6 protein-coding genes and 1 pseudogene are annotated in these 15526 nt (G+C 48.2%); 3 read left to right on the forward strand and 4 right to left on the reverse strand.

What is annotated here, in order from left to right:
* Positions 1-296 precede the first annotated feature (296 nt).
* From F1728_RS19890 to F1728_RS19900, 3 genes and pseudogenes are all read right to left on the reverse strand, one after another.
* Positions 297-4148 carry a mechanosensitive ion channel domain-containing protein gene (locus tag F1728_RS19890; RefSeq protein ID WP_155365531.1) on the reverse strand — a complete coding sequence of 1284 codons (3852 nt, stop codon included), beginning with the start codon at positions 4146-4148 and terminating at the stop codon, positions 297-299.
* Between the two features lie 431 nt (positions 4149-4579).
* Positions 4580-8419 (reverse strand): hypothetical protein, encoded by a 3840-nt coding sequence (locus F1728_RS19895; RefSeq protein ID WP_155365532.1) that lies wholly within the window; start codon positions 8417-8419, stop codon positions 4580-4582.
* A 30-nt stretch (positions 8420-8449) separates the two neighbouring features.
* A pseudogene (locus tag F1728_RS19900) lies at positions 8450-8940 on the reverse strand (hypothetical protein); the annotation flags it as partial.
* An 825-nt stretch (positions 8941-9765) separates the two neighbouring features.
* On the opposite strand from F1728_RS19900, the gene F1728_RS19905 reads away from it, so the two are divergent.
* The 3 genes from F1728_RS19905 (at position 9766) to F1728_RS19915 (ending at position 15048) form a co-directional block, all read left to right on the forward strand.
* Positions 9766-10305 (forward strand): ester cyclase, encoded by a 540-nt coding sequence (locus F1728_RS19905; protein WP_155365534.1) that lies wholly within the window; start codon positions 9766-9768, stop codon positions 10303-10305.
* Between the two features lie 334 nt (positions 10306-10639).
* Positions 10640-13561: a tripartite tricarboxylate transporter substrate-binding protein gene (locus F1728_RS19910; RefSeq protein WP_155365535.1), complete on the forward strand. Its 2922-nt coding sequence runs from the start codon at positions 10640-10642 to the stop codon at positions 13559-13561.
* Positions 13562-13650: 89 nt separating this feature from the next.
* Complete coding sequence (locus tag F1728_RS19915) at positions 13651-15048, forward strand: sulfatase family protein (RefSeq protein ID WP_155365536.1); 1398 nt, start codon at positions 13651-13653, stop codon at positions 15046-15048.
* A gap of 161 nt (positions 15049-15209) precedes the next feature.
* On the opposite strand, the gene F1728_RS19920 is transcribed toward F1728_RS19915, so the two are convergent.
* Positions 15210-15374, reverse strand: coding sequence for a hypothetical protein (locus tag F1728_RS19920; RefSeq protein ID WP_155365537.1), 165 nt, complete (start codon positions 15372-15374; stop codon positions 15210-15212).
* Positions 15375-15526: the final 152 nt, after the last annotated feature.

The following is a 15526-nucleotide window of genomic DNA, read 5'->3' on the forward strand; positions in this document are numbered from 1 at the left end:
AGATGCAAGCCGGGATTCTGGGCAATCCAGACGTCCCGGTTTTGTTTTATAGAGTGACAAGTCGAGTTCGTTTCACAGTCGCGGACTCCCGTCTGGAAACAGGTTCCAGGGCCATTAACGACAAGATGGATTTGTGGCCGTGACCATCCGACATTCAAGTACCAATTTGCGGGTAAGCCCCGGCTTGGTCATTGACTGTTACAGATGATTGCAGGAATAGTGGAATCTGCTTTCGATCATGAACCGCATAATCATTAAGTCATGAGGCTGTCGACATTCGCGGTGGAAGGACAACATTAAGCCGCATCTGCCAGGCCGTCTTCTCTATGCGCCGTCATGTCCGGTGCAGCATTTTTCTTATTCTGCGAACTTTGTTCGGCTGATTCAAAAGAAACGGAATCTGTAAATGTGCGAATGTGCAAATCCTGTTGCGGAAATGCAATTTCAATACCAGCCTCCTGAAATACCTGTTTGATAGCAACATTCAAATCGTGCAATACGATTGAATAGTCGTCTCTCTTTCCGATGAAAACACGCAATTCCAGATCAAGTGTGCTGTCACCGAATCCCTTGAAAAGTGCAGACGTGTGAGGTTCATTCAAAACGAGTGGATGGTTTCTCGCGACTTTCAACAACAGTTCCCTCGCAGTCGATGGGTCACAGTCGTATGAGATGCCAACAGGAATCACAAAACGCGTAATCGGATCAGATAGAGTCCAGTTGACTACGTCTTCGGTAATGAATCGTTTATTGGGGATAATTGATTCTTTACGATCATAATCGGTAACGGTTGTGGCCCGGATTTGCATTCGCGTCACTGTGCCGGTGACTCCGTTAACGGTCACTGTATCTCCAATCCGAATCGGTTGCTCAAAGAGAATGATTAAACCTGAAACCAAGTTCGCGAAGATTTCCTGTAAACCAAAGCCAAGTCCTACCGTCATCGCAGCAGCCAGCCATTGCACACTGGACCATTTGATCCCTACTAAATGACAGGCCAGAATAAACCCTGCCAAACTTACGATGTAGCGACTTACCATGATGATGACATGCCGCATCGCAGTATCGATAGGCAATCGCCCCAGGATAGATATTTCCAATAAGCCCGGGAGTGTTTTTGTCGCAACATAAGTGCCGAGAATGGCAATGATGCTTAAAAATAAATCGGCCAAAGTAATGGGGACAATCTGCGGGACTTGCTCAGTAATGGTTTTGCCATCCGCAGTCTGCATCTGCTGATTTGACATTTCAGTAATATTCCAGAGCTCAACGCGATCGAATATCTGTAATGCGGGTAAGACATCAGACCAGACAAACCAGTTACAACAAAGAAACGTCAGAAACGCTGCACCTCTCACCAGTTGACTTAATTGTTTGCCAACATTTTCCAGTTCAAGTGCTGAATCATCGACGGCTACATTATCAGTCATATCTGATTTTAATTTTGACTTTTTTATTCTGAGTCTGAGAAGTTTCTGCTGTCGCATTCGATTCCAGACAACCAGCAAGAGTCTCGTCAAGAGTTCCTGAATCAACAACAGTGCCAGCAGGAAACAGACAACCAGCCACATTCGCTGCAAGAGCTGGTTTGCGGTATAAACGTATCCCATATAAAGCAGCGAAGCTAATGTGATGGTGAAGCCAACCCCAAATAGATAGGTTACAAACCGGAAGCGATGTCCCCATAAATTCCCTGAGCTTGCAAATGCTTGAGGAATAGCTCCCTTGCCTGGTCTCAACGAAATGTGGAGGTAAAACCCAAGAATTCCCAGGCCGGCTAAAAAGGAAAGACGCCCCAATGAATTTTGCCACTCTCCACTATGATGACGGGTCAGCATACTGACGATGAACAATGTCGGGAGTGCTAAGAAGCTGAATCGATTTAAATTTCGGGATAATGGAGCCAGGCTGGCTTGAGGCCAGCCAAAATGTTTGTCTGCCAGACCACCTTCGCGACAAATCATTCGAAATAATTCGATCACAAAATAAAATATGGCAACCGAAGTGAATGCATCTGCCAGACCAAGAACCAGGTCTGTTGCATTTTGATTGAGTGACATCCACCAGCCTACGCACCAGAACATCAAAGGTCCCACGGCGGCCAGGAATACCGTAATGATAAATGCCCTGAACGTGGGGATAAAAGAGAGATGATTTTCATCCTGAACGCGCTGCCCTGACTGTTCCAGCCATCCTAGCAGGCGTTTCCGACTTACAATCAACAGGATGCAGGTCAGTATCAGAAATAAACTGGCAACAGGATAATCTTGCGCATTACGAGTCGTGCTTTTATAGACGTCGTACCAGCTTTGAGGCTTTAAGAAAGATGCTAATGCATCATAGCTCTTGGTAAACTCTGCTTTTCCAAGTTGATTTGCACTGGGAATCCATAAGATCTGTTCGTCAATATAACTTCGATACGATGTTGTTTCCTCAATCAACTCGCGCGACACTAATTCGAGATTACTGAGATTGTCATGGTAGGTATGATAGTCCAGAATCAGGCTGTCCAGATATTGACGGCGATCTTTAATCAGTTCCCGGACAATTTTTTCCAGTTGTTGAGGATGTACCTGGTCTGAGTCAACATCGAGGTCAACCAGCGTCTGCTCAATGGTCTTTTCATAATCCCCTAACTGTGATCGATCATTTTCTAATTCAAGAAGTGCTACTTGTGCAGCTTGCATTTCCTGTTCACTGAAAACAATTCTTTGTTTATGAATTTCAATGGCGGGTAAATGGTCTCGACGGTTCCTGAGCAGCAAACCAATGGTTGGTGTCATCCCATACACTTCGATCTTCTGTTTGACTGACTCGAAGTCCTCTTTTAATTTCGTCAACTTTTCCTGAACGCTCAAAAGATAGCCTGCAGGACCCGAGACGATCTCAATACTCTTAGTCAGTTTCGTTCGGCTTTCAGCCAGCAGAACATTTTTCTCTGCATATTCCCGAACTGCCGGATGGGCATTGCTGGCTGCTGTTCTCGCTTCTGCTGCATGTCTCTTTGATTCAGAAGAACGGAAATCGTTCACAATCACCTGGTGCTTCTCAACCAGTTTTTCTGCTTGCGAAACCTCGCGTTTAGCGAGATCACGTTTAACAGGGAACAATTCGACTAAGGCATCAGATCGATTGATCTCGGCATCAATCATCAAAAGCTGTTGCTTTAACGCCGCCTGGCGGGCCTTATTCTCAATGCCGATTACATACGCTTGTTGTTCAGAAGAAGACTCACTGCTGGCAGGAGTTAACTCGGTTGTTATTTTCTCCAACTGACTTTTAGTGCCTTCTTTTAATTTAGCCAGTTCTGTTTTGCGATTCGTTCGGTCCTTCGAGTTCAAATCTTTTTCTGCCTGAACCAGTTTGGCCTGAGCCGCTTTTAAAGTGTCTTTAGCTTGCCCTAATTGCTGTTCAAGCTGAGCGAGTGTGGCATCTGCTTTCTGCTCAATTTTGGTGACTTCAACCTCTGTTTCGAGCTTTTCTTTTAATTGCTTGAGTAATTCCGGAGCCTGCTTGATCTCGGCTTCAAACTGAACTGTCTTAGCTTGATACTCTTTGGCATTTTCAAGCCATTTGATTGCCTGGTTTAAGTAGGCGAGATATTCAGTCTTTTTCTGGCCGTCTACAGATTCCGAACTTTCAAGATTTTTGATGATCTCGTTGATCTTGTTTACAGACAACTCATCCTGCAGGATGGAATTCTGTTGTGCCGGAGCATCTTCTATCCCTTTCTCGCCCTGCTGGGATCCATCAGCCTTGTTGTCTTTGGCTGCCTGGGTGTGACTCATTAGCAGGATTGATCTGTGAGCATGATCTGTTGTTTTAAAATGAGCCTGGGGAACATCACTCTTCAGAGTGGGCGTGCCTCCGAATGGATCTTGTGTTTTTGCACTTGAACGCGCGGGTTTGATTTGATTGTCCCACTTGTCCCTGATCGGTGATGCGATACCTTGATTGGTCCGAGGACTGCGAAAAATATCATCAACCTCAACCAGAGGTTTTTCTTTCCTGGCCTGCTGTGCCGTACCGGATGAATGCTGAGCATTCCCCTTCGTTTGCCGAGTCAGCGGCTCCCATGTTTGAGCATGTGATTTGTTGCTAAGACAAAAGAACACAGCAGTCAGCAATACAAGACTAAGTTGTCTCATTAGTAAACCTGTTGAATTAGACCATTTGACCGCCCTGGAAATGGAGCTTGAGGCGGTCGAGATATGAAGTTCGATGTATAGATCTTCCACCACAATGTTTGGCTGGATTGAGCGAAAACGGATAGTGGGGTTAGATTTAAAGAAGACAGAGAGATGGTTATTAGAGAAGGAGAGGAGAGTGCTGCAGGATATAGAATTTGACCATCTCGGTAAAGGTTATTTTCCATGCGGCAGGTCTCAACTCATTGTCATGAGATGATCGGATTGATCTTACTGTCGCTTTGACAACCAATTCAGCATCAGAAGAGATCACTCGGACGGAATCCAATACCATGTCAACTTTAGCTAGCTATGCAGGTGGCTTGATCTTTGATTACCAATCAAGCCGAGTGATTTTGAGAAGTGAAGTATGCTTGAGTAATTAACTACTGTCAGACGATCATGTCAGAAAGAAAGCAGTTCACTTGCTTCCTCAAAGGAAACAAAAAGTCATCGGTTGCCTCATCCCACTCTGACAGTCTTGGTATCCCGAGGGCCAGAGTGTCTTCAATCACTCCGCTGGCTGCCTGATCATTTCCTTGCAGGTGATCTAATTGAAGGCGATTCACAGTCCGGAGATCGATCAGGTCCTCTGCTTCACCGCTGGAGATCGCAATTAATGACAATTGGCTCTCGTATTGATCCTCACTATAATCCAGAGGCGTTGCATCAACAGACCAGCCAGAGCCAGCTCCATTGACATCGATGTAAATCGTATTTGCAGTCACTCGTCCCAGAGTAGTTTCCCCAGGCCCCCCTCCCACAATCTTGATATCCTCCAGCTGTTGCTGCTCTATTCTCGCAATATCAGAGCTCACATCCTGAGCTGCCGACAGCAGCTTCACATCTGTCTGGATCTGCTTCAGAGAGGGAGTTGTATTTTCGATCTGAGATAGAGTTGAGACCTGGAGTGGAGGATTCCAGGCAGTCGGGAAATTGTTCGGATAGACTATCTCATGCTGCTCTGCTTTGGATTTGTTATAATTAGATGCAAAGTAGAGCAGATCTTTAAATTCGACTTTGTTACTCTGATTCAAGTCTGAAAACCAGGCATAAACTGATGACGACTCACTGGTAATTTCACCGTACGTACTGGCAAAGAGGATCAGATCTCTAAAATTGATGGCATCGTCATCATTTAGATCATAAGGATTGGCATAGATGTTCGTTGATGTTGCTGTATTGACCTGCGTTGTTGTCAGGTTATCCCCGACAACAGTGACCTCGGGTGATTCAACGGAAAATCCCAGGTCATAGGGTCCAATAGACTGACCATCGAGATCTAAATCGACTCCATCATCTGTCAGAGAATCAAACTGAATCCGGGCAAATAAGAGATAGTCGCCAATTCCCAGTCCTTCCCCGGTTGTTTCAGCGTAAAGGTTTTCTACAGCACCAAGTGTGTCATTGATGCTACCCGACTGATTGAGAGCAAAGCCCGGGCCATATTCAATCATTGTGGCTGAGATAATTTCTGTCTCGTACTGGAGATCCAGACCTGTCGTGAAGATTCCCTGGCTCGAGGTGCTTTCGGTTGTAACCCAGATTTCGAGCAGGAACGAGGACCATTCCTCGACAACACTCTGGTGATCAGGCAGGATGGCGGCTGCCCCGTCCGAATCCAGGCTGGTGGGGGTCTCGACAACCCTCAGTTCGATTTCCAGGAGGTTGCTGACAGTAATATCAAAGGTTCGTTCCAGAATATTGTTGTCAAAAGTAGTTGCCAGATTTTTATCAAGGCCGCCATCCTCCACAGTTACCGTAATTGTAGCCAGACCGGTCTGATCCGGGAGGGGAGTAAACTGCAGACTTCCTGTGGAGTTTGGAGATGCATATGAAATGATTGGATCGGGGATCAGGCTCTGATTATTACTGGTGGCAGTGATACTGACTGGATTCCCTCCGAAACCTCCCGCAGCGATGCCTGTCAGGTTGACTGTCTGCTCTGAGGCATTCTCAAAGACCGTCATATCACTGAGCGGATCAAAGGTCAGGTCTGGATACCCGTCCCCCTGTGAATCAACCCAGACTTTGCCGTCACTCAGAAAAACGCTGTAAAAGGTATTGTTCAGGTCATGGGTGACGATGTAAGGAGAAATAATATTCCACGCCAATCCCGTTCTGCTGTTGCTGGAGGTGATTTCTCCACTCACTCCAGTCGTTCCGTTTCCATAAGTTACGGCCCCTGCGTTAGCAGTGGTGCCATCATCCCAGGTTGGACTGCGAACCACGTAGTTTCCATTATAGAGCGTGGTCACACTGGAGACATATTGATCTATAATTTCATCATAGATCACCCTACCGACGGCGTCGTTATACGTCGAACCTGCCAGGCTGTTTGTCTCTGATACCATCCCGTTTATCCCGGTCGTTCCACTCCCAAAGGTCACAGCCCCCGCATTAACTATGGTTCCATTATTCCAGTAGGGACTGCTGACCACGTAGTTCCCATTCAGAAGCGCTGAGACGCCTGCTATTCCCACCTGGTCATAATCGGTAGTGCCGACGAGACTGTTGGTTGAAGAAATTGTGCCACTGATACCGGTTGCCCCGTTTCCAAAGGTTACTGCACCGGCATCAACATCAAATCCGTTGTTCCATTCGGGGCTGCTGACAACATAGTTACCATTGGCAAGTGCTGTTATGCTGGATACATACTGATCACCATTATAGAGTGGCCTCCCGACATTATCATAATCAGTTGTACCAACGAGGCTGTTCGCTGCGGAAACGACTCCATTGATGCCTGAGGTACCGTCTCCAAAGGTCACAGCACCCGCTGATGATTTTATCCCGTTGGACCACTCATAACTGCTGACAACATAATTACCATTTTTGAGGGCTGTGATCCCTCCGTTCCCGACTCGATCATAATCATTTGACCCTACCAGACTGTTTGCAGAAGAAATTGCCCCGGTCACACCGCTGTTTCCGTCCCCAAAAGTAACGGCTCCGGCATCCTCGTCTATCCCGTTATTCCATTCCGGACTACTGACGACATAATTGCCATTCGTAAGTGCTGTTACCTGAGGCCGTTCATCGTAGGAATTAAGTCCCACATAATCACTGTTTGAGGAACCGACAAGACTGTTGGATGATGAGATTGTTCCCATGATACCTGTGGTTCCATTCCCAAAGGTGACAGCACCAGCACCGTAGATTGAACCGTTAGTCCAATAGGGACTGCTAATCACGTAATTACCGTTTGTCAAAGGGACTACTCCAAAGGTCCCTACCTTATCACCATCCGAGGAGCCGACGAGGCTGTTTGCCGAAGAGATTGTCCCTGTTACACCTGTAGACGCGTTCCCAAATGTCACCGCACCAGCATCATACACAGACCCATTGTCCCAGTTGGGATTACTAATCACGTAATTTCCATTGGATAGAACCGTCACACTGGAAACGTATCCTTCGTCATAATCACTGTAGTGCTGTGCCCCCACCTCGTCAGAATCTGAACTGCCAACCAGACTGTTGCTAGATGAAATCACTCCACTGATCCCGGTCAGTCCATTACCGAAGGTGACTGCTCCGGCATAATTTACAGAGCCGTTGTTCCAGTAACTGCTGCAGACGACGTAATTCCCATTTGGAAGAGCAATGACCCCAGCATTCCCCACCTGATCGTAATCCGAACTCCCAATCAGGCTGTTGCTCGCAGATATATTCCCACTGACACCTGATGTTCCGTTTCCAAAGGTGACAGCTCCAGCACCGTAGAGCGAGCCGTTTGTCCAATTTGGACTACTCACCACATAATTACCGTTTGATAGTGCGGTCACACCAGCGGATCCCAACTGATCGGAACTGGATGTTCCGACCAGACTGTTACTCGAAGAGACAATTCCTGATATGCCAGTGGTTCCGTTACCAAAGGTCACTGCTCCTAGACCATATTCCACTCCGTCGCTCCAGTAGGTACTGGTGACGACATAATTACCATTCGAGAGTTCCGTTACTGCAGAGATATACTCACTTAGATTATCATCATAAACCGGGGATCCCACCTGATCGAAGCTGTGGGATCCCACCAGACTGTTGGTTGAAGAAATTTCTCCGACCACACCTGTATTTCCGTTTCCGAAAGTAACAGCACCAGCATCTGCTATCGAGCCGTTGTCCCACTGGGGGCTGGTCACAACATAATTTCCATTGGCAAGCGGAGTCACGCTGGAAGGATAATTTCCATTGGAATTGAAGCCCAGCTGATCTGAACTGGATGCCCCCACCAGGCTGTTCGTTGCAGAAACAACGCCGCTGACCCCGGTCAGTCCATCCCGAAGGTGACCGCCCCGGCGTAAGATGCGGATCCGTTATTCCATTGGGAACTACTCACAACAAAATTACCATTTGTAAGCGCAGTGACCCCGGCATTTCCCACAAGGTCATAGTTAGATGATCCAGTAAGCGTGGAAATGAGGGAGCCCGTCGTTCCGTCGAACAGATAGACAGCACCGGCGTCTGTTCCCCCTGCATCGTCGAAAGGCGCCGTGATCACGACATTGCCATTATTTAATGCAACGATCGAATTACCGAATCCATTATCAGCACTTGGATTCGGATCGACAAACTCCGGAAACGCCGCAGAGAGGACCGTACGATCTTCCAGAAGCTCGATCTGGCATATTGATGGACGTGATTGTTGTTGTACAGACGGAAAGGATCGACGATGAGTCCAGAACTTATGGTTGCTCACGAAGATTTTAAATTTACATCGAAATCGTTCAAACAAGGGCCCGTTGAACCACATCTTTTATCAACCTCCACATAAATGATCAGCTGACGAATTGAAGAAGTGATTTGTTAGACTATCAACTCAAAAGTGAAAAACGATAACAAAAACTGCTAAATCTCAGTTCTGTAGGTAAACTGGGTATTCAGCAGGTGAAGCAACTGCGTACTTCGTCAGTAAATCTGGTGTACATGCGAAGGGAAGATCTCATTTAGCTATCAGGGTTTTTATACAAGGATATCGTTGATCATAGAGTGCCTATGCATTGATCTGGAAAGAAGATTGAATAGCGAAAGTGTTTCGGACCGGCTGAGTGAGCTGTCTGTCTTACGGGGAATCCTGGGTCATGCTCTTATTCAAAATGGTCCCGGATTCGCCTCTAATCGGTAGAAGAACTCGCTTCAGAGGGGCTAAGTGAAGCTCGCGTTACTTGAACCAGGAGGCCACTGAGAAAACGGTTCATTGAATCCTTCAACGGAAAGCTCACAGAGAAATGGCTCAACGGGAGTGAGTAGATCCCTGATGAAAAGCCAAGGTACTGATCGAACGCTGGAGAAGAGTTTTTAACTCGATCAGGGAACATAGTTCACCGGGCCAGAGAGCCCCGGTACCGGATGCGAAGCCCTTCTACTCGCCTGCTTATGCTCCGCTTCCTCTGACGAGCATGACGGCCAGGAAATAAATAGATCACCAAGCCTTGTGACTGGTGCCGTTCAATAGGGGGCGGCAATTAATCGCGCGAATATTCTGGGATAATTTTGGAAGATGGCAGATCTGGAAGTTAAACTTATAACTTGAAATCATCACGGCAAACCTGCGATCTTACTGAAAGTGATTCGACTAATGACTCAATATACTGACGCAGAGAAACAACTGATCGATGTCTGGGATGCTCATACGGCGGCAGAGTTTGAACACAAAGACGCCGATGCGGCCATCGCGACCATGACGGATCACCCTATCTTGATTCATGTTCCTGTGAATACAGGTGCAACCGGGAAAGAGGCTTTGCGAAAATTTTACGCTGAGATCTTTATTCCTCAGGCCCCACCTGACATCAGCCTGCAGTTGCTCACCCGCAGCGTAGGACAAAACCGTATCATAGATGAGTTCATTCTGCGTTTCACACACACCCTGCGTATGGACTGGTTTGCTCCCGGAATTGAGCCGACCGGTCGTCAGCTGGCTGTGCCTCATGTCGGCATCGTTGCCTTTGAGGATGGAAAAATCAGCTCTGAGCACATTTACTGGGACCAGGCCACGGTGCTGATGCAACTGGGACTTCTGGACGAAGCGTTACCCGTGCTTTCCCGCACTCAGTGCGATCGCCTATTAGATGACAATGCCCCCGTCAACCAGTTGATTGATCGGTGTATGCCGTAATATTCTAAAATGAGACAGTATTATCGCCCTCTGCGATGTCAGGCCAGCATGCAGCGGTCACTTTTAAAAAGGCGGTACTATCTAATATCCTGTTATGAACAATTTTCGATGCCGTTTTGAATCATTCTCGGCAGAAGCTTTTCATGATTCATATCTTAAACCTGGGCCATACTTTTCTCATCATCGAAGACAGTGGGAAATTACCCGGGAGAATTGGAACTGGTAGTGTGAAAAAATCATAATCATAACCGGGGTGAGGGAATCCTCTGTTACCGAATTATCGATGATCTCTGTTGAGTAAGGGGTTAAGCAGTCATCTGCACCAGTATAAAATATGGATGCGATTCAAAACACAATTGTTCAATTATCTTCACCTCTCAGCCTGACGTTGATTGTAGTGGGAACATCGCTTGGTATTTTCGTAGGGGCGATTCCCGGGTTAACCGGAGCCATGTTGATCGCTCTCACGTTGCCGTTGACGTTCACGCTTGATCCTCAACTGGCGATGACATTGTTAGTGAGTATGTATGTGGGATCAATCAGTGGTGGCTTGATAACCGGTACACTCTTGCGCATGCCCGGCACACCCGCTTCTGTGATGACCACCCTGGATGGTTACCCCATGTCGCAACAGGGACAGCCCGGCCGTGCGCTGGGGTTGGGAATTTATGCTTCCCTGGTGGGGGGGGTAATTTCCTGTGCGTTTTTGGTCTCCTTGTCTGCACCGATTGCCCGCTGGTCAACACAACTGGGGCCTTTCGAGTATTTCTCTCTGGTATTGATGGCTCTGGTGTTGATCGCGACCATTGATGGCGCATCGCTGACGCGATCACTCTTGTCGGGAACATTGGGAATATTGGCTGCCATGCCGGGGATTTCTGCAGCCACTGGTGAGGTACGACTCACATTCGGGTTCACTCCTCTCAATGCTGGTTTCAAGTTGTTGCCCGTTTTAATAGGATTGTTTGCGATCAATCAGGTGCTGCGCGATATTGCGAATATTGATCAAAAGGTTCCGCGCGTCTCAGTAACACACAGGGGGCTGTGGCTGACATTCGCAGATTGGAAAAATCAATGGTTGAATATGATGAGGTCTTCTCTGATTGGGACCTTTATTGGCATTCTTCCCGGCATTGGTGCCAACATCGGCTCGATCGCCGCTTATTCCGCCGCCAGAAACAGTTCTAAGACTCCGGAACAATTCGGTTCCGGTTCTGCTGAGGGAATTATTGCTTCCGAAGCAGCCAATAATGCAACTGTCGGCGGAGCCTTGATTCCACTCGTGGCGATGGGCATCCCCGGCAGTGTAATCGATGCTATTTTGCTCGGCGCATTAGTTCTACATGGATTGCAACCGGGGCCGCGATTATTCAGCGACCATCCCGAACTCGTGCATACGATTATGGGAACCTATTTTCTGGCAAACCTGGTCATGTTTGCGGTGATGATTGCATCCGTCGGTTTCCTGGCAAAACTGGTGCGGTTCCCACGCCCTTATTTGTTGCCCATTATTCTCACCTTTTGCATTGCCGGAGCATTTGCACTGTCGAACCGCATGTTTGATGTCTGGGTGATGCTTGGTTTCGGGCTGTTGGGACTGGTATTAGAGCGAAACCGCATCCCATTGGCCCCCTTTGTCATTGGTTTTGTCTTAGGTCCGATTGCGGAAGAAAATCTGTCCGCCGGGTTAATGTCATCGCAGGGGAACTGGTTACCGATCGTCACCCGGCCCATTTCTTTACTCTTTGTCGTCATCTCTGCCTTATTGCTGTTTGTGCCGCTCGTGCGTCAGTTCCGCAAAAAACGGGTCAGCAAAAACGAGACCTTAGAAGAGAATACTGCTGAAGAGGCGAGTAGCATCCTTTCGTCAGAAACAGGGAATGAGAATGGGGAGCATGCTTCTCACGCAGTCTGGAGTCGATTTGGTATACCAGTCTGGCATATGACTGCGGTACTGGCGATTATCGGCATGCTCGTCTTTCTGTATTCCGGCTTCTTTACGAATCAACAGGGGCTGACACAATTTCCACAACGCCCCATTCAGGCTGTCGTGCCGTTTTCTGCAGGAGGTGGCACGGACCTGTTTGCCAGAATCATTCAAAAGTCAATCACCGAGGACCAGCTGCTGGAACAACCATTCGTCATCATCAATCAGCCGGGGGGCAGTGGAACGATTGGGAGCCGCTATGTCAAACAGGCGCGGGCTGATGGGTACAAAATACTCTGTAATCATGAAGGGATTATTACCTCGAAATACTCCGGAAAAGTGAACTTTGGGCCGGAGGCTTTCGAGCCGATTGCCCAGACGGGAGAGATCAATCTGGTGGTTGCCGTGCAGAAAAATGCCCCGTACAAAAATCTGGCTGAGCTGTTGCATGATGCTGAGAAGCATCCGGGTGAAGTTCAATTTGGTACCAATTTCGGGGCCCTCGCCCATTTCGCTGCCAAAAAAATAGAACAGGCATCGGGTGGCGAATATTTTAATTACGTGCAATCGGGAGATGGCCAGAAGCGATACACCATGCTGATTGGTGGCCATATCGATGCCACCATATTTTCGCTGGCAGAATTTCTGTCCTATCAGGGAGACGGGCAGATTCGCGCTTTGGCAGTCTTGTCTGACAAAAGGCAATCCGTCCTGCCGGACGTTGCAACGGCGAGCGAACAACAGATCGATGCCGTGGTGGGTAACTCGTTTTACTGGTGGGCACCTGAAGGAACTCCACAGGAGCGAATTGATCTGCTGGCAGATGTACTGGAACAGACGATGCAATCTGATTCGGTGCAGAACAGTTTGCAGTCGTTGTCGATTGAGCCAGTGTTTTATCGCGGCGAGAAACTAGATGAGAACATCAGCCAGAGTGAGAAGAAATTCAGCGAACTGGTTTCCGGCTCAACAGTTCGACTGCCTGATTTTCCTTTCTATATTATTCTGGCGACGCTGTTTTTGATGAGCATCATCGTTGTACAGGGAATCTTTCTCCGCCAATCACCGTCATCGATTAGTCACTCAAGCAGCAAGCCGCGCATCTGGCTGGCCGTTTGTTGTTTTGCACTGCTTTGCTGTTATGTACTGGTGTTAGAACAGGGCTGGCTCAATTACTGGTTGGCGACGGCATTGATGATTGCAGTCACGGGAGGAACTATGGCAAAATGGAAACCGAGCTATTTGCCAGTTCTTATCGAACTTGCTTTGTTGACTGGTCTGGGGACAGAAATTGTGTTCACATCAGTGTTTTCTGTTGTACTACCGTAACTGGATCATCCCAGCAAAGCAAAACAGACCTCACGCAGAGGTTCCATAGTTTTTTCAATCACGAAGTCTCAAAACTCAAAGGCTGTTTCATGACTCGCCCTAATATTTTATGGTATTGCACCGACCAGCAACGGTTTGACACGATTGGTGCACTGGGGAACGCGTATGTGAAAACACCCGTGGTTGATTCACTCGTGGCAGAGGGGGTGGCCTTTACACACACGTATTGCCAAAGCCCCATCTGTACGCCCAGCAGGGCAAGTTTTATGAGCGGCTTGTATCCCTCGCGCTTACATAATACCAGAAATGGCAACGATACCTTTCCTGACTGGCCACCCCTGATCAGCAAGTTAATCGCCGAGAGTGGTTACCTGTGCGGGTTGATTGGAAAATTTCATTTAGTGAGCGCCGGCCATCGCGCCGAGCCTCGCCTGGATGATGGGTTCACACTCTGGCAGCACAGCCATGCTCCGCGTGATGACTGGCCTGCAGGCACACACGATTATGCCGACTGGGTGCGTGCTCAAGGCAAAAGCCTGGATGACATGCGGAACAGCAAAGAGAATGTGGACCCCGAATACCATCAGACAAAGTGGGCCTCTGATCGGGCGATCGAATTTATCGAACAGGATCATCAACAACCCTGGTTGCTGAATATCAATGTCTATGACCCACACCCCCCGTTTACGCCTCCTGAAAAATATGCGCAGCTGTTCGACCCGACCGCGATGCCCGGCCCCCATTTTGAGCAGTCTGACAAGGCGACCCAGGAACTCCTTTCCCGCGTTGATTTTCAGCCAGTCACGATGTCTACGGAAATCAGTGAGCTGAAAAAAGTTCAGGCACTTTATTACGCCATGATTGCTCAAATCGACGATCAGTTTGCGCGGATCCTGAGCGTATTGGAATCAACAGGACAGCGAGACAATACGGTCATCATTTTCACTTCAGACCATGGGGAGACGTTGGGAGATCATGGGCTGGTACAAAAGGGATGTCGTTTTTATGAAGGCTTGATCCGGGTCCCATTGATTTTCTCCTGGCCGGGACACTTTGTGGCCAACCAGCGGGCCACCGGGCTTGTGGAATTACTCGATCTTTCTGCCACATTACTCGATTTAACGGGTGTTCCCATCCCTGACTATCATCAGGGGCAGAGCCTGCTCCCTGTACTCACGGGCGAACAGACGGGCGCACACATTCGTGAGAGTGTTCGCTGTGAATATTTTGATGCACTCGATCCGTTTTTCACGGGCGGGGAGGGCAGTTTTGCGACCATGTATCGCGACGATCGCTATAAATTATCTCTGTATCACGACAAGAATCTGGGCGAGCTTTACGATTTACAAACCGACCCCTGGGAACACAACAACCTCTGGGACGACCCGGCACATCAGGCTGTCAAACATGAGTTAATATTAGCGAGCTTTAACAGCCATGTCGTCTTAACAACCGATGTGGGCTCCAGGCGGATCGCCCCGATGTGATATAACCCGGTCCCAACTTCGAACAAAAACACCTCCCGATTTCCAGCGCACTTCTGTCTCCAAAACTGAACAGACTCCCCTTGATCTGCACTTCCCGAATCATAAAGTTGTGCAATTGTGCTTCGCGCGCGAGGCGGACGATGTGTGCACCGGAACCTGTCTCACAACTGACGCAGATGCACCTGAATCGCCGTCGATTTTTCCAGTTTTTCACCGGAATAATCATCACCGGTTCCCTCTGTCTCGTAACATTTCAAATCATTTCGGAGCACTTTCAACGCACTTCGCAGCACACTCACCCGGAAGTCACTGCACATTGAGAGCATTTCACTCTGCTCGCAATCCCCAATTCTGCTTGACCCCCTCACGCCGATTCACAAAATTGAGACATCATGGGAGGAGCTGACTGAAGCCAATAATGAAAACACACGGGAGATCGTCGGGGCAGTCCATCTGTCTGTAGAAAGACCAGACCGAT

The sequence above is a fragment of the Gimesia benthica genome, from assembly GCF_009720525.1.
Classification (GTDB): Bacteria; Planctomycetota; Planctomycetia; order Planctomycetales; family Planctomycetaceae; genus Gimesia; species Gimesia benthica.